Annotated in this window: 15 protein-coding genes and 2 pseudogenes; 12 read left to right on the forward strand and 5 right to left on the reverse strand. The window is 54.0% G+C overall.

Annotated elements, in window-relative coordinates; genetic code table 11:
* Positions 1-78 precede the first annotated feature (78 nt).
* The 7 genes and pseudogenes from nthA (at position 79) to SLW75_RS18595 (ending at position 6047) form a co-directional block, all read left to right on the forward strand.
* Positions 79-672 carry a nitrile hydratase subunit alpha gene (gene nthA / locus SLW75_RS18565; protein ID WP_410935124.1) on the forward strand — a complete coding sequence of 198 codons (594 nt, stop codon included), beginning with the start codon at positions 79-81 and terminating at the stop codon, positions 670-672.
* Positions 673-712: 40 nt separating this feature from the next.
* On the forward strand, positions 713-1375 hold the full coding sequence (gene nthB / locus SLW75_RS18570) for a nitrile hydratase subunit beta (RefSeq protein WP_410935125.1): 663 nt from the start codon (positions 713-715) through the stop codon (positions 1373-1375).
* Positions 1372-2634 carry a GTP-binding protein gene (locus SLW75_RS18575; RefSeq protein WP_410935126.1) on the forward strand — a complete coding sequence of 421 codons (1263 nt, stop codon included), beginning with the start codon at positions 1372-1374 and terminating at the stop codon, positions 2632-2634. The genes nthB and SLW75_RS18575 overlap by 4 nt, the downstream gene beginning before the upstream one ends.
* A gap of 665 nt (positions 2635-3299) precedes the next feature.
* Positions 3300-3626: pseudogene (locus tag SLW75_RS18580) on the forward strand (PAS domain-containing protein); the annotation flags it as partial.
* 3 nt (positions 3627-3629) lie between these two features.
* Positions 3630-3911 (forward strand): annotated as a pseudogene (locus SLW75_RS18585) (methyl-accepting chemotaxis protein); the annotation flags it as partial.
* Positions 3912-4071: 160 nt separating this feature from the next.
* The gene (locus tag SLW75_RS18590) at positions 4072-4320 is read left to right on the forward strand and encodes an AMP-binding protein (RefSeq protein ID WP_410935189.1); all 249 of its coding nucleotides are present in this window, start codon (positions 4072-4074) and stop codon (positions 4318-4320) included.
* Positions 4321-4896: 576 nt separating this feature from the next.
* Positions 4897-6047 (forward strand): IS3-like element ISPsy29 family transposase gene (locus SLW75_RS18595; RefSeq protein ID WP_103751208.1). Its coding sequence is split into 2 segments (ribosomal slippage): positions 4897-5131 and positions 5131-6047, totalling 1152 coding nucleotides; the frame shifts between segments, so codons are not numbered across the junction.
* Between the two features lie 182 nt (positions 6048-6229).
* On the opposite strand, the gene SLW75_RS18600 is transcribed toward SLW75_RS18595, so the two are convergent.
* Complete coding sequence (locus SLW75_RS18600; RefSeq protein WP_410935127.1) at positions 6230-7855, reverse strand: hypothetical protein; 1626 nt, start codon at positions 7853-7855, stop codon at positions 6230-6232.
* Positions 7856-8212: 357 nt separating this feature from the next.
* On the opposite strand from SLW75_RS18600, the gene SLW75_RS18605 reads away from it, so the two are divergent.
* The 4 genes from SLW75_RS18605 to SLW75_RS18620 all read left to right on the forward strand — a co-directional run bounded on the left by SLW75_RS18605 (position 8213) and on the right by SLW75_RS18620 (position 12702).
* Complete coding sequence (locus tag SLW75_RS18605; RefSeq protein WP_099434470.1) at positions 8213-8482, forward strand: BPSL0761 family protein; 270 nt, start codon at positions 8213-8215, stop codon at positions 8480-8482.
* On the forward strand, positions 8479-9246 hold the full coding sequence (locus SLW75_RS18610) for an SIR2 family NAD-dependent protein deacylase (RefSeq protein WP_410935128.1): 768 nt from the start codon (positions 8479-8481) through the stop codon (positions 9244-9246). Before SLW75_RS18605 ends, SLW75_RS18610 begins: the two co-directional genes overlap by 4 nt.
* Positions 9247-9439: 193 nt before the next feature.
* The gene (locus tag SLW75_RS18615) at positions 9440-11191 is read left to right on the forward strand and encodes an ATP-dependent nuclease (protein WP_218963386.1); all 1752 of its coding nucleotides are present in this window, start codon (positions 9440-9442) and stop codon (positions 11189-11191) included.
* Positions 11188-12702: a UvrD-helicase domain-containing protein gene (locus SLW75_RS18620; protein ID WP_099434464.1), complete on the forward strand. Its 1515-nt coding sequence runs from the start codon at positions 11188-11190 to the stop codon at positions 12700-12702. The genes SLW75_RS18615 and SLW75_RS18620 overlap by 4 nt, the downstream gene beginning before the upstream one ends.
* A 149-nt stretch (positions 12703-12851) precedes the next feature.
* Here the strand turns inward: SLW75_RS18620 and SLW75_RS18625 are convergent, their stop codons facing one another.
* From SLW75_RS18625 to SLW75_RS18635, 3 genes are read right to left on the reverse strand one after another with little or no spacing between them, the layout of a single operon-like run.
* Positions 12852-14204: a transposase gene (locus tag SLW75_RS18625; RefSeq protein WP_410935129.1), complete on the reverse strand. Its 1353-nt coding sequence runs from the start codon at positions 14202-14204 to the stop codon at positions 12852-12854.
* Positions 14197-16230, reverse strand: a complete 2034-nt coding sequence (locus SLW75_RS18630) for a transposase (protein ID WP_410935130.1) — start codon at positions 16228-16230, stop codon at positions 14197-14199. The genes SLW75_RS18625 and SLW75_RS18630 overlap by 8 nt, the downstream gene beginning before the upstream one ends.
* The gene (locus SLW75_RS18635) at positions 16227-17189 is read right to left on the reverse strand and encodes a hypothetical protein (RefSeq protein ID WP_223283053.1); all 963 of its coding nucleotides are present in this window, start codon (positions 17187-17189) and stop codon (positions 16227-16229) included. The genes SLW75_RS18630 and SLW75_RS18635 overlap by 4 nt, the downstream gene beginning before the upstream one ends.
* A gap of 716 nt (positions 17190-17905) precedes the next feature.
* On the opposite strand from SLW75_RS18635, the gene SLW75_RS18640 reads away from it, so the two are divergent.
* Positions 17906-19543, forward strand: coding sequence for a TnsD family transposase (locus tag SLW75_RS18640; RefSeq protein WP_257220068.1), 1638 nt, complete (start codon positions 17906-17908; stop codon positions 19541-19543).
* Positions 19544-19552: 9 nt separating this feature from the next.
* Here SLW75_RS18640 and SLW75_RS18645 read toward each other — a convergent pair whose 3' ends face one another.
* Positions 19553-20659: a TniQ family protein gene (locus tag SLW75_RS18645; protein WP_122346631.1), complete on the reverse strand. Its 1107-nt coding sequence runs from the start codon at positions 20657-20659 to the stop codon at positions 19553-19555.
* Positions 20660-20675: the final 16 nt, after the last annotated feature.

Genomic DNA, 20675 nt, shown 5'->3' on the forward strand with positions numbered 1-20675 from the left:
TCGATTCGCCCCCGTGAAGCGCAAAAACAATAAAGCCATCAGTCGCTGCTTCGAAGCTCAATGATGAGGAGTCCAACGATGAAAACCCATGACCACACCACTTCGACCCCAGGCGAGCGAGCACAGGCGTTACTTCAGGTGCTCAAGCAAAAGGAGCTGATTCCCGACGGTTACATAGAACAGATGACACAGCTGATGGCACACGAATGGAGCCCGGAAAACGGCGCCCGGGTGGTGGCCCGGGCGTGGGTGGACCCGGCGTTTCGGGAGCTGCTGCTGCGCGACGGCACCGCCGCCTGCGCGCAGTTCGGCTACACCGGCCCACAGGGAGAATACATCGTTGCCCTGGAAGACACGCCGACACTCAAAAACGTCATCGTCTGCAGCCTGTGTTCATGCACCAACTGGCCCGTTCTCGGCCTGCCGCCGGAGTGGTACAAGGGCTTCGAATTCCGTGCCCGGCTGGTCCGTGAAGGCCGCACGGTCCTGCGCGAACTGGGCACCGAGCTGCCCAATGACGTCACCGTCAAGGTGTGGGACACCAGCGCCGAAACCCGCTACCTGGTATTGCCGGTGAGGCCCAAGGGCAGCGAGGCCATGGATGAAGAGGCGCTGCAAAAATTGATCACCAAGGATGTGCTGATCGGTGTGGCGCTGCCCCACGCAGCGTAGCCGAGGCGCGTTGTTTCTTAACTTTTCAGAGGCATGCACAATGGATGGCTTTCATGATCTTGGCGGTTTCCAGGGCTTTGGCAAAATCCCCCACACCATCAACAGCCTGAGCTACACACCGGTGTTCAAACAGGACTGGGAACACCTGGCCTACAGCTTGATGTTCATCGGCGTCGATCACTTGAAGAAGTTCAGCGTGGACGAAGTGCGTCACGCCGTCGAACGCCTGGACGTGCGTCAACACGTGGGCACGCAGTACTACGAACGCTATGTCATCGCCACCGCCACCCTGCTGGTCGAAACCGGCGTGATCACCCAGGCGGAGCTCGACGAGGCGCTGGGCTCGCACTTCAAGCTGGCCAACCCCGCCCATGCCAAAGGTCGCGCGGCACTGACCGGGAGGCCGCCGTTCGAAGTGGGCGACCGTGTGGTGGTTCGCGACGAGTACGTGGCAGGGCATGTGCGCATGCCGGCTTACGTGCGTGGCAAAGAGGGTGTGGTGCTGCACCGCACATCGGCGAAGTGGCCGTTTCCCGACGCGATTGGCCATGGCGATACGAGCGCGGCGCATCAGCCTACCTACCACGTCGAGTTCCGCGTGAAAGACCTGTGGGGGGAAGCGGCGGATGATGGGTTCGTGGTGGTCGACCTTTTCGAAGGCTACCTGGACAAGGCCAGCCCTGCACAAGCGGTGAACGCATGATAACCGGCGCCCAGTCGGGCCGACTACCGGTGACGGTACTTTCGGGCTTCCTCGGCGCCGGAAAAACCACCCTGCTCAACCATATTCTGCGCAATCGCGAAGGCCTGAGAGTAGCGGTGATCGTCAACGACATGAGCGACGTCAATATCGATGCCCAGGAAGTGCAGCGCGACGTATCGCTGCAGCGTGGCAGCGATGAACTTATCGAGATGAGCAATGGCTGTATCTGCTGCACGCTGCGCGCCGATTTGCTTGAGCAGATCAGCGCCCTGGCACGCCAGCAGCGTTTCGATTACTTGCTGATTGAGTCCACCGGGATTTCCGAGCCGATGCCGGTCGCGGAGACCTTCGCCTTCCTCGACACAGAAGGCTTCAGCCTGAGCGAACTGGCGCGGCTCGACACCCTGGTAACGGTAGTCGACGGCAGCCAGTTTCAGGCACTGCTGGAATCGTGCGACAGCGTTGCGCAAGACAATACCGAGGGCGCGCCTGCACGCCCGCTGGCAGACCTTCTGATCGAACAGGTGGAATACGCCAACGTCATTCTCGTCAACAAACTGGACCTGATCGGTGAGCAGGATTACCTGGCATTGCGTTCGATCCTCGCCAGCCTCAACCCGTCCGCACGCATCCTGCCGATGGCCCACGGTCGGGTGGCGTTGGCCGCCCTCCTCGGCACCCATCTGTTCGATTTGCCCAGCCTGGCGGCATCGCCGGGCTGGATGAAGAAAATGGACGCTGTCGACGCAGCGGCTTCCGAGGCGGAAACCTATGGCGTGACGTCCTGGGTGTACCGCGAGCGCGCGCCTTTTCATCCGCAGCGCTTGCTCGACTTTCTCCAGCGGCCTTGGTGCAACGGTCGCTTGCTGCGCAGCAAGGGCTATTTCTGGCTGGCCAGCCGTCACCTGGAAACCGGCCTGCTGGTGCAAAGCGCCAGGCAGTTCCAGTGGGGCTATGTCGGCCGTTGGTGGCACTTCGTCGAACCGGCGCAATGGCCGCGAGACGAATACCGCCTGCAGAGCCTCATGACCAAGTGGGACAGTATTGTCGGCGACTGCCGGCAGGAGTTGGTCTTCATTGGCCAGGGCATGGATACGGACAGGTTGCAGCGCGAACTCGACAACTGCCTGCTGAGCGTCGAAGAAATCGCCGCCGGCCCACCGGTCTGGCAGGCACTGCCGGGGGCGGCCGCATTTGATGCCGCTGCCATGTCCGCAGTCGCCCCGGCGGTGGATCCCATTCAAGGAGGTGCTGTATGATTTTTTTCAACCGGACCAGCCGCTTGGTATTGGCGCCGCTCGCCGACAGACTCGACCAGCCGGACCAGGCGAGCACACCTTTATCGTCGAGCAACCCGCTGTTGCGACGCATCCTGGAAGGCGTCGAGCACCTGCTGCGGGAACGGCGCGCCCTGAAGGAGCAGGCGCGCACGCTGACGCTGGATGTCGCCGAATTGAGCACAGGCCTTGCCGCGCGCGAAAAGCTGTTGCAGCAACTGGAAAACCGCCTGGCACTGATTACCCAAGGGGCTGATGCCTTGTTTTGGGAGCTTGAGCTGGACGGGAACACACTTGCACCGACCTGTACGGTGCGCTGGAGCGGATGCTGCTCGCCCGAGCACCCATCGATTGACTCATTGGCGCGGTGGATTGAACAGCTGCATCCGGCTGACCGGCAACGCTTTCCGGCAGCCCTGGAACTGCACCTGGCCGATCGCAGCGGGCGTACAGATTTTGCCTTGGACGTGCGCATGGCGCCCGTGCCGGGAGACGACTATCGCTGGCGCAGGCTGCGCGGTCATTCGCGCCGCGATGCACAAGGCGCGGCGGTCGCCGTGGGCGGAAGCCTGCAGGACATTCACGAACAGTACACCCGGCACGAGGAACTCGAGCTGACGGCTGCGCGTTTCGAGATCTCCCGCGAAATGCTGCATGACGGGCTGTGGGATATCGAGGTGGTGGCCGGCGATCCGGCGAACCCGAACAATGTCATTTGGTGGTCTTCGCAAATGCGCCGGCTGCTGGGCTGCTCCACGGTCGAGGAGTTTCCCAACACCCTGGAAAGCTGGACCTCGCGCCTGCATCCCGAGGATAGCGCACGGGCCATCGCGGCATTTGTGGCGCATGTCGAGGACCGCAGCGGCAAAACCCCGTTCGATGTGGACTATCGGCTCAAGCACCAAAACGGCACCTACCGCTGGTTTCGCGGACGTGGCCAGACGCGCCGCGCAGCGGATGGTTCACCGCAACGGGTGGTGGGCGCCATCACCGACATCCACGCCAGGCATGAAGAAAGTGCGATGCGCGAGGCCCAGGAGCAACAGCACCGGGTCATGCAGGAAACCCTCAGCAAGCTGACGCACATTGTTGCCACCATCCAGGGCATTGCCAGCCAGACCAACCTGCTGGCGCTCAACGCCGCCATCGAAGCGGCGCGGGCGGGTGACGCCGGGCGCGGGTTTGCGGTGGTCGCCGATGAAGTGCGCAAGCTGGCCACCCGCACCAGCCAGGCCACCCAGCAAGCCGCCGACATGATGGAGAGCTGAACCGCTGAAACCGCCTGCCAGGCCAATGTGTTTGCAGACCCTCTTCCAACAATAAAGACCAGATGTCGTTATGCGTGATTATGAATCCGTCGTTAGCTCTTTCGATTATCTGCAGCTCGCCGCTCGGGAGCTGCAGGGTGGGCTCACTGCCATGAATGCCTGTATCGAATGCTGCGACCGGCACGCCGAGGGCGATGCAGTGGCGCTGTATTGCGAAGCACAGGATGGCCGTGCCGCGCGCTATACGTTTCGCGAGCTGCAAGCCCACGCGGCAGGCTTCGGCAACTTTCTGCGCGAGCAAGGGGTCAAGCCCGGGGACCGCGTGGCGACCCGAATCGTCTGGAAAGTAGCCAGGCTGTCTTCCCCGAGTGCGTCCTTTTCTCCCATTTCATTCATGTAGGACCACGCGCGCATGTAGCGTCCTTGCATTACCCTAGCCACCACGAGGGTAGGAAAACGCTTGAAGTCATTCTGATAGGCAGGATCATGACCCGTTACGATTAGCTGAAACCGTCCCGCGATTTCCTGGATCCCGTCGAGGGTTTCGTCGATGAGCTCCTTCGAGGATAGATGCGAAAATGCACCGTCCAAAATGACGAAATTGGTTGCACGATTGCGCACTCGTTGTTGCTGCGCTCGGCTGACGGTCTGGCGGCGGATCTCTCTTTCGGCAATAAATTTCGAAAGACGCAGTATCCACAAGAAAGTGATGGCGATGCCTTGGCCCGAGCTTGCCATGCCGCGTTCCATCTTGAGCGGGATATTGCTCATCGCAGGTAACACCAGATTGATACGCGGATTGATGATCACCTTCTGGTAAAAATTTCGCCGAATATCCGCCCGCAATCCCTTTGCTTGATTTTCACGCAGCGAAGAATTTCTGAGCTCGTTGGTTGCTTCGTAATTTTCGACATTGAATCGCCCCGGGTTTCGTAGACACCTCCATGCCTTAAACTGAGGCCAATCAGGAGGTGCCATGAGCAACCCACGTTATCCCGAAGAATTCAAAATCCAAGCGGTCAATCAAGTGACCGAAAAGAAGCTGCCTGTCGCTGATGTGGCGGCGCGTCTTGGCGTGTCGACGCATAGTCTCTATGCCTGGATAAAGCGCTACAGCAAACCTCAGGCAGAACGGCAGCAAGACGATGATCAGCACGCTGAACTGCGTCGTCTGCGAGCGGAACTCAAGCGGGTCACTGAAGAGCGAGACATCTTAAAAAAGGCCGCCGCGTACTTTGCCAAGGAGTGCGGCTGAAGTACGCCTTTATCAAGCAGCGCGCGGGCGACTATTCCATTCGACGGCTTTGCCTGACGCTGAAAGTCCATCCCAGTGGTTATTACGCTTGGTTGTCTGAGCCACAATCTGCACGCGCTAAAGACGACCAGCGATTGCTGGGTTTGATCAAGCACTCGTGGCTGGAGAGCGGCGGAGTTTATGGCTATCGCAAAATCCATGACGACCTGCGCGAGGTCGGGGAAGATTGTGGTCGGCATCGTGTGGCGAGGTTGATGCGTCTTGAAGGTCTGCGCTCTCAGACAGGGTATCGACGTCGCCCTGGAAAGTACGGCGGTAAGCCAGCGGTCGTCTCACCCAATTTACTGAAGCGCGAGTTCGATGTCGTGGAACCCAACAAGGTTTGGGTCACCGACATCACCTACATTCGTACGTATGAAGGCTGGCTGTATTTGGCGGTGGTGCTGGATCTGTTTTCTCGTCAGGTCGTTGGCTGGTCAATGAAGTCGCAGATGACCAGTGATTTGGCCATTGATGCGTTATTGATGGCGGTTTGGAGGCGAAAACCGAAACAAGAGGTGATGGTTCACTCCGACCAGGGCAGCCAGTACAGCAGCTCCGATTGGCGCAGTTTTTTGAAGGCAAACAATTTGGTTGCCAGCATGAGCCGCCGAGGCAATTGTCATGACAACGCCGTGGCTGAGAGCTTTTTCCAGCTTCTGAAACGGGAACGAATCAAGCGGAGAATCTACACCTCACGGCAAGATGCTCGTAGTGATGTGTTCGATTACATCGAGATGTTCTACAACGCAAAACGCCGCCACGGTTTCAACAATCAGCTGTCACCGGTAGAGTTTGAAAAACGTTACGCAATGAGCTTGCAAGGTGTCTAGAGAATCCGGGGCGATTCATAGGTATTCAAGCAGGTAGATGCCGAGCTGTCCCGATGATGGTTAGAAATTTCGCTCCTCGGGTCATCGCGACGTACAAACCCTTCGCATCAAGCGAGTCTGCATCAAGAATAACGGCGTGATCATACTCAAGGCCTTTGACCAGCAATGTGGTTCCAATCAGCTTACGATGGCTGATCGGCCGCCCCGAATGACCTGTGTTCCACGCGGGCTCGCTTTCTCTCTCGTTCGGCTTTTCTTGCAGCTCGGCCCCTGCTCAACTCAACCTCTCTCATGGGATGGTTGATGAAGTGCTGTTCGTAGGTACGGATCAGTCCAGCATCGTGACTTGCCATAACCTGCTCAAAAACGTAATCCGCGTTCCTTGCGACGATTTCGTACTTATCGGTTTCAAGGTTTCTATTTGAAATCAGTAGCAGCGCCTCTGGAGTGAAATTACCGCTGCTCCAGATTTCAAACCGCTGCGGCAGATATCCCCATTCAGAATGATGCTTAGCCACTTCGCGGAGTACAGGAATGCGCTTGTCGAGCCATTTGGCGACTTCTGCGTCATCAACATTGCCCAGGGGATGTACTCCCTTGCACTCAATGAACACCACGTCTCGATGCCTCCTGATTACCAAGACGTCAATTTCGGCCTGCCGGCCAAGGCTGTCCTTAACCTTCCGGTTCACTTCAGGATCGCCGCCCGGGAACGTGGACTTGGCAATGTGAGCAACTGCGAACTCAAACAAACTTCCTCGCAAGGTGGACCCGGCGCCCTCTATTCGCGAAAGCACGCTAAAAACTTGATCCAGTGACTCAGGGCTGTCCAAGAGCTTGGCCGTGTTTTCGAGTAATGAGCATAGGCTCTTCAGGGCTCTGGCTACCTCTAGGCCGAAAAGACTTTCAGTAGTGGCAGGAATAATGCCCTCTGCTTTTAGGAGCGAGAATGCTTCGGTGGAAAACTCCTCAGCTACAAAAACCTGCAGACAGCGGCTTACCTTTGAAAGGCTTCGCAGCGTCACGCATTTCTTGACGAACGCACTCAGTTCCTCCGCAGTTACCCGTCCATCCAAAGCAATATCGCAGACAAAAAATCCGCCCTTAACGCCGGCAGCCTCAGAATACGAACGCATCGGAAACAGAAATGATGGACCCGCCATATCCCACTGAAACGTACCTACCTGAGGCATCCTCTCTAGCCCATCGTCCTCACGGGTTTTGACGGCCTCGTAGCTCACCAGCCCCAATTTTCGTGCCCAGTCCTTTACCGCGATCAGCGCCAATCGCTCTGCAATGTTTCGAGCCTTGAGTTTGGCCAGCGTGTTCCCGTCTTGGAGAGGCATTTCTTGATCGCACCTCACGACGCATGTATCCCCTCCCGGCAGCGCTACTTCCGTGACCAGACTCGCGCTGATCAGCCGTTCAAGCAGGCTTTCGGCCGAGACGTGTTTCAACTGAGCAACCGGCGCTCCACAGGCGATAAGGAAATGAGACCGCAGCATGAAGTTGGAGCGCATTTTCAAGGCTTGGAGGGCTGAGTAGTAGGCGCTATTCGTCTTCTGAAGAGCATCAATCAGATTGGAAAAAAACTTCGGCGAGCCGTAATCGGATCGTAGATACACAAAGCGGGCACGGTGAGGAAAGATCAGGTGGCTCAGCTTTCTCATATCTTCACAGCCCCGCTCGACCCGCTTGCGAGCGGCCGTAGGAGCCAGGTTGTATTGAGATTCCAGAATCTTCGCGAGCTCACTGCTCAGCATCGGGCCGTTCTTGGCCAGAATTTTCGCTATCGCATCCTGCGCCATTTTGCCTCCGTCATGCCAATGTCACACAGCGCTATTTATATAACTTGTAAACAAGTTCCGTTCTGTATGCTGTTTGTATTCTATGGAAGGCCTAATTTACAAGGGTTTCATGGGGCCGAGTCAGCGAAAAATCAGGAAAATGTCACAATAGTCGAATCTGGGACTCCTTAAAGGCGTTGCTTTAGAAGCCTGGAGCCGGGTGACGGGCCGACAGGTGGCCCGATGAATGTCGCCTTTCCATCGAGGCAGCAAAATGCCGATCGGCCTGTTTTGCTCTCAGACCACCTTAGAGAGCTAAACTGAAGATCTGCGGGGCAGGAGCCGCTGCGCCATGTTTCAGAGGGCCTCAATGTGACCATGCCAAATGAACGTACCCGGGCTGTCATCCAAACGGGAGAGTTTCTGCTCGAGCTATCTCGAGATTCCTCGTTACCAGAACGAATACGCCGTGACGCCAAATCTCTCCTGCGTCACTATCCAAATCCGTTTCAGATGCTGCTGGCGGGTCGGATCGAAGAGGCGTCAGGTCCTGACGTGTCCCCAATGGGTCCGGTTTTCAGCTCTTCTACCGAAAGCAGTTATCACTCTCCAATCGTGTACGCTGCAGACCCGAAAATCTCCAGATGAACGACTGGAATAGAGCCATCACAACTCTGTCCGCCGCTCGAAAGGTCGTACTTTTCACCGGCGCCGGCATCTCTGCTGCAAGTGGGATTCCAACATTTCGCGACAAGCTCACAGGCTTTTGGGAGAAACACGACCCTGAAAAGCTGGAAACGGCACGGGCTTTTCGAGAGAACCCTCAACTGGTTTGGGGTTGGTACCTGTGGCGGCGCTCCCAAGCTGGCCAAGCCCAACCAAACGCCGCTCATCTTTCGATTAGCTACCTGGCGAGCACCGGCATACAGGTTTCAGTTATCACTCAGAATATTGATGACCTGCACGAGCGCGCGGGATCTCAGAACGTCGTGCATTTGCATGGCAGTTTGATCAATCCGATCTGCTTTGCCTGCAAGCGTACGGCGGTACTCACGACTGATCAATTTCAGGTTTCTGCAGAAGGACAATGGGTAGAGCCGCCGCGGTGTACCCGGTGCAATGGGAAACTCCGACCTGGAGTTGTGTGGTTTGGAGAGGATCTGCCTGCCGGAGCTTGGAAAGCAGCATTGTCTGACGTCAAAAATTGCGACGTTCTGATCTCCGTCGGGACCTCAGGAGTCGTCAGGCCTGCGGCGGATATGCCGGAAATCGCGTCGACATCTGGCGCGACAGTCATCCACGTCAACATTGCAGACGTTTGCCTAGGGTCTCCAAACGAGCTGATGCTCACGGGCTCGGCCGAGCAAGTGTTGCCTGCGCTGTTGCAGGCCACACCCTCTTCACAGGACTGACAATGTCTTGGGTGGACCCGCGACCGCTGTCGTAGGGGTCTGGGGAGTAACGGAACAGAAAGTGCACTTAAGCCCAGCACCTTCCCGCAACCCCTTGCGACGTCTGGTGGTTCGGGAATAACCATCCATTGACTGATATCGCGTACAGGTCTTCACTGCTGCCCTATCCTAACGGGAACAGAGGATGGAACCCATGGCTGCATACTTTCACTATCTCAAAATTGAAAAATTCAGAGGCATTCGCTCGCTAAGATGGCACCCAAGTGCCGGGGTCAACGTGATTCTAGGGGGAGGTAATGTAGGGAAGTCGACGTTACTGGAGTCTATTGCACTCCTGCTCAGCCCTACCAACAGCTACACTTTGGCGGATACTGACTACTGGAGTCGGGACGTTGAAGCCGAATTCCTGATCGAAGCAGTTATATCATTACCCGGCGAAAGCGCTATCAATCAGCAGGGAGCGATGGCTTGGCCATGGGAATGGGACGGCCGCAATGCCGTCCTTCCTGAAGTCGCCGGAGATACGGAGCAAGCACCTAGACCGGCCGTTTACAAGATAAGAGTGAGAGGTACTGCCGAGCTGGAGTTGGCATATGAAATAGTGCAGCCCGATGGGAACTGCGCTTCATTGTCAGTGGCTCTGCGTCGATCCATCGGAGTCGTTAGGCTCTCCGGTGATGATCGCAGCGATCGGGATTTGCGTTTAGTGTACGGCGCCGGCTTAGACAGACTGCTGGCTGACCGGGGGCTGCGTGCACGCTTGGGCAGGGAGATTGCGGCAGATCAAATTGAGCAGCATCTGGATCAGCCGGCGAGACAAAAGCTGGATGCGCTGGATTTACTGTTCGGGCGTAGAGCGCTTCCAACCGAGTTGGGATTGGCATTTGTTGGCAATGCAGGGGTGTCGGTTAACGCGCTGGTCGGCTTGACCTCAGATAAAAACGGGGTTGCTCTCCCGCTAATCAGCTGGGGGTCGGGAACTCGACGATTAGCTGCACTGGCTATTGCGGACTCCTTACAGGACGGCCATCCGATCACAGTCGTAGACGAGTTGGAACGCGGACTAGAGCCCTACAGGCAGCGACAACTAATGAAAACGCTTATCGAAGGCGCTGGCCAGGCGTTCGTTACGACCCACAGCGCCACCGTCGTCAGCGCCTCTGAGCCAGCATCCCTTTGGTACATCGATTCGGCCGGCAGCATTGGCAATTTGCCCAAAAGTAAAATTGCGCGACACCAATCGGTTGACCCAGAAGCGTTCCTCTCCAGACTGACTATCGTTGCTGAGGGTGCAACAGAGGTAGGTTTTCTGGCTGCGCTACTGGACAGATACGTACCTGACTGGAGCGATCATGGTATTTACATCAGCGACGCGACTGGAAACGACAATGTTTTAAACCTGTTGGAAGCTCTGTCTACGGGCGGTTTGAAATTCGCGGGCTTCGCCGACTTTGAAGGGCGATTCGATGGGCGCTGGCGAGTACTGAGAGATCGAATTGGACATCTTCTTTTCCAATGGGAACGGGGTTGCTTGGAAGAAAACATCATTCCTCTAATCCCTCATGCTCGTATATTTCGATTCATCGAAGACCCGACCGCAGAAAAAACCACCATGCGCCTTAGGACGCTAGCCGACAGGCTTGGAATCGAGTCTGTCGATTTCAATGTAATCTCGGACCGCTCCGATGAAGAATTAAAGGCCTTGATCGTTGCTGCTGCTACCGGCCAGATCCCCGAACACTTGGTGGATGCTGAAAAAGCCGTAAAGAACCCCTACAAAGGACACTCATCCGTCTGGTTCAAGTCCGTAGTAGGCGGCCGTGAATTGGCTGAAAAGGTCCACGAGTTGGGGATCTGGCCACTTTTGCAGGCACGTATGGTTCCATTCCTAAACGCCATTCGAGCTAGCGTTGGACTTGAGCCTTTGCCAGAGGTGGAGCAATGAGTGATGCTTCCGTTGCAGCCGCTCTTCGTTCAGATGCCCGCTTAGTCGTAATAGAAGCTCCCGCTGGCTGCGGAAAAACCTTCCAGGCAGCTGAATATGCTAAAGAGGCTGCGAGTGCAGTCCGACAGGGACAGCGAATCTTGATTCTGACTCATACCCACGCCGCTTGTAGCGTGTTTACGGCCAGAACCAGAGGAGCAGGCCCCCGGGTGCAAATTGGCACCATTGACTCGCTCATTGTCCAAATCGCGACGGCTTATCACCGCGTACTCGATCTGCCATTCGATGTTTCTGCTTGGGCGTTCGCTCAGGGTGCTTCTGGCTTTGATCAGCTTGCTCATAAGGTCTCTACGCTATTAGGTCGCTCTTCTGCGATATGCGGTGCGCTGGCAAGTCGCTATCCCATTGTTATCTGCGATGAGCACCAAGACGCTAGCGAGGGACAGCATGGCGTCATCATGGCTATCGGTAGCGCCGGATCGCGGTTGCTAGTGTTTGCAGATCCGATGCAAGCTATCTACGGTTCTGACGCGGAAACGGCGGCCCGGTGGGCGCATCTCCAGGAAGCAAGCAACGCGGTAGAGCTTCTAGACTATCCACATCGATGGGATCGAGGGTCTCGCACGTTGGGCGAGTGGATTCTGGGGGCGCGTGAGACGCTACGACAGGGAAACGCTATCGATTTGCGAGGGAGGCTTCCGCAAGGCCTTTCAATAATCTACGCAGATAACCAAGCCCAGCGGCATGGGCAATACCAGGTCTCCACAGACGAAGGACGGCAGATCAGAAGCGTATTGCAAAGGGATGGTGGTCTTCTCATCCTTTCCGCTCACAACACGACAATTCGCGGCCTGAATGCTATGTGGTGGCGCACCATTCCTATTTGGGAAGGCTTTACCAGATCGGCGTTATCACTGCTCGCGATTCGTTGCCGTCAGCAGGTCGGAGACGCTCATGCGTTGGCGGAAACCTTTTGCGATTTCGTTGGAGAGGTTGGTATCGGCTTCACACCGTCTGGCTTTGGAAATAGGTTGAAGCAGGAAGTCCAAACAGGGTGCGAGGCTAAATGCCGTGGAAAGCCAGCGTTAATCCAACGACTCGCACGTTCTATTCTGGAAGCGCCTGACCATAAGGGGGTCGGAACAGCTCTAACCTTGTTACATGGATTTATCAAGGATGAAGAGGCCTTCAGCGGCGTGAAGATAGATCTTCGACGTGAGTTTTATGAGGCACTCCAGCTGGGAAGTTTCGATGATCCGGAGCAAGGCTACACCCAGCTAAGTAGCCGTAGAGCTCAAATGCAACCGTCCATACCGCCCCGCGCTATCAGTACCATCCACAAGGCAAAAGGTCTTGAATGCGCCAATGTGTTGCTGATGCCCTGTGATAGACATCACTTCTCTGCGGCAGAGAAAAATCGCTGCCTTCTTTACGTAGGTTTGAGTCGGGCTAGTAGCTCGTTGACGCTAGTCTTGTCGCCTACCACGCCGAGTCCGTGGCTTACGACATGAAGGTAAAGCGCGCCCCACCCGAAATGGGCTGTACATGCTGATAATGTACAGCCAACGTTCGGAACAAACCAAAGGCAGAGTAGGAGGCGGGAAGGTGCTGGGCTTAAGTGCACTTTCTGTTCCGTTACTCCCCAGCCCCCTTGTAGCGCTTACTTTGCAGGCCCTCTGGGCTTAGGTGACCCTTTGGACTCTGAGAGCAGTCGGCTGTACGCATCCTCTAAGCCTTCCCGAGTTTGCGCGGGCAATGCCGGTTTCTTCTCTCGCTTGGGCTTCGAAGGGAGATTGGACGGTGAACCCGGTGGATGGAGCTGCTCGAAAGTCTTGCGCTCCTCAGCTGTAAGGGATGAAACAAAAACCTTCTCGCTCACACGTAAAGCACGATCGTCCTTGGCAAAGCTCAAGACGTTTGATGGCATCGGCACCGGGAACGGGCAACGAAGGTCAGGCCTGACCCTGGTTTTGTTCTTATGAACGCTGAGGCGAATTAGCTCTTCAACGTCGTCCCTACTGCTGGAGTAAGCGGCTGAAAGGTATGCGTTGTTGACGTCCTCCAAAGTAATCGTATGGCGACGGGCTGCACGGGCTTCAAGATACGCCACCTTGATCAGTTGAACCGCCAGGCGCTTTATACCGAACGTCCAGCGATACAGCTCATGTGCCAAGGCACTCGGATCTGCAGATACGCGCCGCCCGCTTACCCGTATGCATTCTAGAACGTAATCCTTCCAGGCCTTCGAGTCAGGATGGTCCGGCAGCATGACCCGGGGTTCAGAGAGAAGCCGTTGCTTGTCCTCACTGTTCCTTGTCAGCAATTTGTGACCCAGGCTGTAGTTGGCCACATAGATCATAGGAACCCCAAGCCCGGCCATGGTGAGCAATATGTCCGTCACCCGGACTACGCCTTGCCCAGTGCTATGATGCTGCATTTCTTCGAGCACCATCAGTGATACACCATCACGATTGACCCTACGCCGGCACTCGGTCAGAAGCTTGGACGTGTTCGCTCTCACCCCTGTTGCGTCGCCGCCAAGGAAGTCTTCCAACAACTGTCTACCGCCAGCCTTCCCCCTTGCGCTGGCGTACCAATACGAAACGAGGTTATGTGGCTCATGGTAATGGGCAGATGTGTAGAGTGCAGGTCCAGGCATCACCTTCATCAGCGCACTGATAGTTTGGCTCTTACCAACGCCAGCGAGCCCGGTGAGACATATAGGAAATGCCTCATTTTCCGGGGGATGGTACAGCCGCCTCTGATATTGCTGGTCCGAGGAGAAACTCTCAGTTGAAAAGCTGCGTGCACGATCAATGCAGTCTTTGATGAAATCCAAAGAAAACTGATTGGGAAGGAAAATCGTCTTCAGTACCTCTGACAAACGCTCAGCAGCCAACGCTGGACTCAAATCCTCAAGTCCGGTCACCGGATCAGGTTGCGCTGTAATCAAACGCCGAATATCAGCCAGCGAATCCAATCCATCAAAGCGCGCAGAAAAGATGTTAGTCATTGCCTTTCCCCATCAACCGCTTCTGGTCGGCGGCATCACGCTCAGCCGCTCCGTCCTTCGCAGGACGCCCAGGCTTGCGGGTACCACTGTCCCAAGCTTTGCCTGTGGCATGAAGAAATTGGGCATTGCGATCCTGAAGGATTACAGGCTTCTCTTCACGACGCTGGGCATTGCCGCGCAGCCGATTCTCATTGAGCACTTGAAGATCCGACAGCGAAATGTCGACGCTGCTGGGATGTACACTCGCCGGCTTTACAAAGTCCAACTCGTACAAAACGCCTTCTAATTCAATCCAGATATGTCTGACACACATGGTCATCACATAAGCTGTGACCGGTATCTGGCCATTAAGCGCGATACGGTCAAAAACCCCGGTGTCAATCAGCTTTGATGAATTGTATTTACGACCATAAAAATAAACCCCACTCCTTTTGATGTGCGCCGGATGAGGTGTCAGGAATTCTCTCACGGCGTAGTCAAAGCTTACCTCCGTGCCGGAATCGTAACCAAGATCACTATAGAACTTGTAAATATTATGTGGGGTGGGACTGAAGCCCACCTCCAGCATCTCAGGTGTCATCCTTCCTTCAGCATCTGAAACATGATTATCGTAAATAGCTTGCAGAATATGCCGCTTGCATATCTCTACAAAGTTGAGCGAGCTATGAAAGTGTGTTGGCTGATCATTGTCAGATTTGGTCCTAGGATGTGACGACTCAACTGTTGCTTTCGACTGACCCGAGTGAGTAGGAGTTAACTCAAGTCTGGATAACCAGCTCATCATTTCGCCACGGGCCACTGCTTCTGAACGAATCGGTACGCCCATGGTAGAGCCTGGCCCACGGTCGAACACGATGTTTTGCGGCAGACCGTAAGTGGGCCAGTCTTCTTTTCTGATCGTCAGGCCGAACAACGACGCAAATTTGACCTTGCTAACGGCCATCGAGAACAGGGCCATGCGGTAGGCTTCCATGTTTTCTTTGTTTTCGGAAAAACCCAAGGCGACTACAGCACCAGACTGGCCACACACACCTCGAACTATGCAGGCCGAATCCATAGCGGATCCTTCGAGCAAGCCAGATATCTTATTTTTTGGATTATAGCCGTCAAACTCAACCAGTTGGTTTACATTAACCAAATGTTGAGCAAAACTTCCAACAAACCCGGACTTAGCTCTAGCTCCGCTGGGCCCCCTACGTGCCTTCCTATACGACTTCGTGCTTATCGACTGACCTAGGTAATAATCGTATTGTCCTTTGGTGGGGAAAGGCTTACCTTCGGGATGATAGAACGTCTTGTTACCTGTCGATGCTGTAAAAGGAACACAACCGAATTCACCCACCAGCACGGCACCAAAGATCTCAGCGTCAGATTTGGTTTTATCGTTGTATTTGATGAAGCCATCCAGTATCGAAGCCTGCATTTCGGGCGTAGCCGGAAACCGGGCTTTAGGTCCTGACTTAGGCGGTCTTCCCAAAATTTTCCCGTCTGCGGTCTGCTCCCTCTTGCCTCTCCCGCAGCGGTCAAACTTGGGCATAAGCGCCCACTTCGAGCGACCGAACACCAGATAGCTAAAAAACCAAAATCTCAACCGAACTGCATTCTGAGAGGGTGACTGATTGACAGCATGGGCGTTGATGATCGATTCGGGATTTTCGCTAGACAGTATCTCCTCGGAATCGTCTACCAAATCGGCTATGGCGAGGTAGCGCTTGTTAACCATTTCATCATAGCTTTTCGTTGCCCTTACCCGGTCTTTTTCCAATTGATCTACTGAAATATCCCTGATCGCCTTCAACCAAGGAGGTGTGGCGTCACTACCATGTTCCACAAGATCACCATTGGTCAGGGCCAAATCAAATTCAGGCCGGGAAAGCGTTAGCAAACTTGCAGTGGTTCCTTCATCATCAAAGAATACAAGGCGTGCCCTGTTTGCCCTGCCGTCACTTGCAAGGAAATAGTATTCGACATCCTTTTTAAGCCCTTTGAATCCTTCAGGCGCTTTCAGCCTGGAACCGGTGATCATTCGGGCAAACCGGCAAAAAGTGAGCTATAGACCTGCAGGACATCCGGCGCATCCGTCACCAATGGATGATCAATAAGGACCGGGTCAAACAAGCTGACCGAAAGCTTGCGCTCCCATATGTCTTTGTAGATCTTCGTCAGAAACAGATCACGCCGTCCCCACCGCTGTCCGTACATCAAGGCAACAGAAGCTACTGGTCTCCCATGAGCGACACAGTCTTCTATATCGTGTGAGAAATCCTCGAGAACATTCGATTCGAGGCTGATCTCGCGATCATGGTAGCCATACAGAAGATCTAAGTTGGCCACTAGCACTGGATCCAGCATATCCCTGGATACCCTCACAGTCCTGATGCCTGCACTGTGGTAATAAACCTCTTCCAAGGCATGGCGCAAGCGAGCCTTCTCGCGGTTTTCTTTCTGTTTCGCCAAGCTCTTTAAACTTCCCCGAGCGACCTCATCAAAATCCATTGCACTCAACTTTACTGTCCAGTTCACAGCATAGGGGGCCGAGCCTTGCGGGTGGATGTACAGAAGCAGATCGCCCAAGTAGGGGTGGGGAACCCTCTCGCGCTCACCATCATCGTAGGTCATGACTGCAGTAGCGTGCTTAAGACCGATTTCCTCTGCCACCAATGATGTTCCCTTCACTGGCAGAAGTTTCAGTCCAGCAGCTAAGGGGTTACCTTGAAGAGGGTGAACTTGCGGAATTGGGCTGAGTATTTTCTGCTCATGTAACTCGAACACGTCGGGATTATAAAGAGCCAGTTGTGCGAAGATTCTTTCAGGGGTAGAAAGAAGATGTAGTGCTCGTCCAAGCTTCCTGCTATTAAGCCGGCATATACGAGAGCCCTTGGGCGCTTCACCAGGGACTGCATAAATTCCGGCTAAGTAGTTATCTCCCCATTCGAAGCAGCCTTGTCGACCTGTTATGCGGAGTAACGATTTTTTTAGATCCACTTATCTTATCTACCATCCATTCAATCCATAGCAGGCGACGCATACCAGTCCACCTACATCGGATGAATAAGCCATCCAATAGCGCGGGCATGGCCATGACTACACCACGCGCAGTATACTTTTCTGGAGACGAGCGGAGCCGTGCAGGGCTTGACGCCCTACGCGAGGGGATAGACAATGGATTCGTCAGGAGTCGAAAGCTGACTTATCCTCAAAGGCCCAAGGTCACACTTGGGCCTTTGTCTGTCTGGCTCCTGGGTTTTCTAACCAGATTCCATGATTTTTTCCTCAGACCTAAGTAATAGGCCAGCAAACTATATCGTTTCAGCTAGCTGCACTTTTATAGGAGCCGCTACTCCCATAAGGCAAAACTTGCATCGGCTGTTGGTAATACACTTTCAGATTTGTGTATTGCCCTCAGTAACGCCGTTTAACGATGCATGGTACCGCCGAAAAATGGCAGTTGACAACTAGAATAAAGCAGCTAAGTTGCGCCTCCGCCGGCGCATTCGTGCTGCCTTTTCAGTGTATTCGGTGCTTTGAAGGCCAAAAACCGGCGTTCATAGATGGTCAGGTGATAAAAAATGAATGGTAAATTCCACCAGTTATGAGACCAAAGATTCACGAATAACCAGCCGCCTGTTTAGGCGAAATCGATCCGTAGGACTGATTTCCAGCCGCTACACTCGTCTCCTCTGATTCGACTCGGAGGTACCATGAGCGCCGCATCAGCTCAGAAATGGGTGATCGAGCCATTCCCTCGACTGGACTGGCTACCCGACGAAACCTTATTCAGCTTGTGCAGTCGACAGCACCTGGTAATGGGAAACCTAGACCATGCGACCACATCGACTGCCGTGCTGGGCCTATCTGAGAAATTTATAAAACATGATATTCCTTGCGGAATAGCGGCTTTAGAGCAAACTGGATTTCACTACTGGGGAAGCGCGGAATCGATTCTCTTATATCACACAATATTTTCACTATTTATTCCCTTTCAAAATCAAAATAAAATTGAAGATGCAATATTAACTATAAAAAGCGATCGGATTGATTCGCTTAAATATCGACTAGGCTTAGTATCAAGTGGCTTCGGCGCTGAACACCCGTTGAAGGCATGCCTGTGCTGCATGCGTGAAGATGTATATGATCATGGCGTAGCGTACTGGCACCTTACACACCAATATCCGGGTGTGATGATATGTCCACACCATCAAGCTTGGCTCATGGCATCCACCAAAAGTAGACGGTGGTCGGGACGGTTCGAATGGTCGCTGCCTACCAAGAACTGCCTAATCCAACAGGCGTCATCACAGAAACTCTGGTCCCGCGCAGCTTTTATGGCCTTGGCGAACAATGTCATCGATCTCGCGACCATAGGTCGAGTTACGTCTTTTGACCCTTGCACCGTCGCTGCGACCTATCGAACAGCTCTACTCCAAGGAGACAGATCTGCATCGCTTCTTGATCGCATAGAGCCTCTTCGCCGCTTTCATCTGTTTGAATCCTTGCCGCAAGACGAGAAAAGCACTGAGTCATTTATGGACCAGCTTACCCGTACCCCCCGCAGAAGCATTCACCCTCTGAAGCATCTGGTGCTTATTGATTGGCTATTCGATGACTTGCAGTCGTTTCTCAAAGCCTACGGCGCTGAAGTGACCAGAGTAGCTCAGCAAGTCGCAAGCACTCCATCGCAGAAACCTGATGGGCGTGTCTCGCTTTCAAACGCTGCGACTCCAGCCAAAAACACTCCAAGGCCCAAACGATTAAAAGGCCAGCTTAAAGAGGTTCTGCTCTCAAAACTGGGCAAGGGCATTCCGAAACAGGAGCTTTGTGAAGAGTTTCAGATCTCGGTCTCGACGATCAACAGGTTGTTGCGCGCCCATCCAGATACAAATGCACTGGCTATTGCTGCCACGAACAGCCGGGAGCTAGCTGAGCACAGAGCGCAGTGGCAAGACCTACACAATTTGCATCCTGAGCTAGGGGTCCAGGCTTTGAGAAACACTATTCCTTCTATCTATGCGTGGCTTTATAGAAACGACAAAGTATGGTTGATGGCCAACGAGCAGACCTTCGTGAAACCGGCCAAAGTGGAAAAATACCTCATTGACTGGGAGGCTCGAGATTCTCGGCTGCTCAGCATGATACGAACGGCGTGCGAGGCGATCACTGAGCTGCAGCGGGGCCCAGTCACCAAGGCCGAGCTGAACGCCAGGATTCCCATGCTCTCGTCTTGCTTGGAAAATCGGGACCGATACGCTATGTCGAGAGCATACTTATCCACGGTTCTGCACCTCAAAACCTACGGTTCTCCACGACAACGGGGCAATGCGGTCTGGCCAGCGGGTTAGCGCGGGAACCTATTTCTGCCTGTAAATACCCGGCGGCGCTTTCTTGACTAGCTCGGGTCGAGGTTGAGGACCTTTTCTTTTTGGTCGCTCAAAACTACAGCAGGGATAATACACTGGCCGCCAATCCCACATCCGTAAGAAGTCCCTAGCAGGGAACGGACAACACCAGACGCCAACACCTTGGTCATAATTTTCTTCGACGAAATGCGTTGATTCTTGATGTCCTGCGATATAAGTAGACCATAGTTTTTCCACTGGGCGAACTTCGTCCCCATATGCCTTCACGTCAATGAAAAAGTCAGAAAATCTTTCATAGACTCCCAATATAGCCTGAATAATAAAATCAGTAGTTTCTCCATGTGGTAGCCTGTTCATAAATCTCGCCTCTTGGACGATCTCTAGCCGCCGTTTGATTGTATATCCTAGAGGCTGGTTGTATCTGGAGTCCCAAATTCTAAGCTTTAGGTTTTCATTTTGATGGACTTTCTCATCCAAGACCGCAAGAACTGCCTCCTCAGAGAGGTGATGGGTGGCTGACAGAATCTCTGCAAAGAATTGAGCTTTCTTCAGCTCAAATTGGTCTGCGTTCAACATCACTGAGCTATCTTTAAGCTGCTGTCCCTCACAGGTAGTCCACATCACATTCAGATCATGGCCACCATGGCGGAACGGCTTGTCACAGTATGGGCAGTGTTTGACTAACTCTACATTATGCTCAGCGCAGACTTTCAGCTCACAACAGTGAGCACGTCGCCAAAAGGAAAATCCTAAGCGTTCAATATCTTCGGCAACACAAACGGGGCAAAACCCGGCCGCGGTACTATCGGAACCATAGACACTTGAACTACTTATGTATTCGTCTCTAGAGTAGGAAATATCTTGAATATTTTTAAAAACTTCTCTTAACGGGTACTCAGTATGTTTATGAAGTATTTTGTTGAAACCGTAGCAACCAATCCACCCGTGCATTCCGGCGATTAACAAGATATCCGCGCCAAAAAGGCTGTTTCTGGGAAAATTCCGAAATACATTTTCGGAGGAATTTTTTCCTTTAATTAGAAGAGTTCTCGCCACAAAGGAACGCACCGTCTCCTCAGGCTGAATAGCTAAGATCATTTGCTCGTCAAAACCT

This window comes from Pseudomonas sp. W5-01 (genome assembly GCF_046540435.1).
Taxonomy (GTDB): domain Bacteria; phylum Pseudomonadota; class Gammaproteobacteria; order Pseudomonadales; family Pseudomonadaceae; genus Aquipseudomonas; species Aquipseudomonas graminis_B.

What these genes read in the sequence shown, in the direction of transcription:
- nthA (WP_410935124.1), top strand. Translation starts at nt 79, where the DNA reads ATGAAAACCCATGACCACACCACTTCGACCCCAGGCGAGCGAGCACAG.
- nthB (WP_410935125.1), top strand. Translation starts at nt 713, where the DNA reads ATGGATGGCTTTCATGATCTTGGCGGTTTCCAGGGCTTTGGCAAAATC.
- SLW75_RS18575 (WP_410935126.1), top strand. Translation starts at nt 1,372, where the DNA reads ATGATAACCGGCGCCCAGTCGGGCCGACTACCGGTGACGGTACTTTCG.
- SLW75_RS18590 (WP_410935189.1), top strand. Translation starts at nt 4,072, where the DNA reads ATGAATGCCTGTATCGAATGCTGCGACCGGCACGCCGAGGGCGATGCA.
- SLW75_RS18600 (WP_410935127.1), bottom strand. Translation starts at nt 7,855, where the DNA reads ATGGCGCAGGATGCGATAGCGAAAATTCTGGCCAAGAACGGCCCGATG.
- SLW75_RS18605 (WP_099434470.1), top strand. Translation starts at nt 8,213, where the DNA reads ATGCCAAATGAACGTACCCGGGCTGTCATCCAAACGGGAGAGTTTCTG.
- SLW75_RS18610 (WP_410935128.1), top strand. Translation starts at nt 8,479, where the DNA reads ATGAACGACTGGAATAGAGCCATCACAACTCTGTCCGCCGCTCGAAAG.
- SLW75_RS18615 (WP_218963386.1), top strand. Translation starts at nt 9,440, where the DNA reads ATGGCTGCATACTTTCACTATCTCAAAATTGAAAAATTCAGAGGCATT.
- SLW75_RS18620 (WP_099434464.1), top strand. Translation starts at nt 11,188, where the DNA reads ATGAGTGATGCTTCCGTTGCAGCCGCTCTTCGTTCAGATGCCCGCTTA.
- SLW75_RS18625 (WP_410935129.1), bottom strand. Translation starts at nt 14,204, where the DNA reads ATGACTAACATCTTTTCTGCGCGCTTTGATGGATTGGATTCGCTGGCT.
- SLW75_RS18630 (WP_410935130.1), bottom strand. Translation starts at nt 16,230, where the DNA reads ATGATCACCGGTTCCAGGCTGAAAGCGCCTGAAGGATTCAAAGGGCTT.
- SLW75_RS18640 (WP_257220068.1), top strand. Translation starts at nt 17,906, where the DNA reads ATGAGCGCCGCATCAGCTCAGAAATGGGTGATCGAGCCATTCCCTCGA.
- SLW75_RS18645 (WP_122346631.1), bottom strand. Translation starts at nt 20,659, where the DNA reads ATGATCTTAGCTATTCAGCCTGAGGAGACGGTGCGTTCCTTTGTGGCG.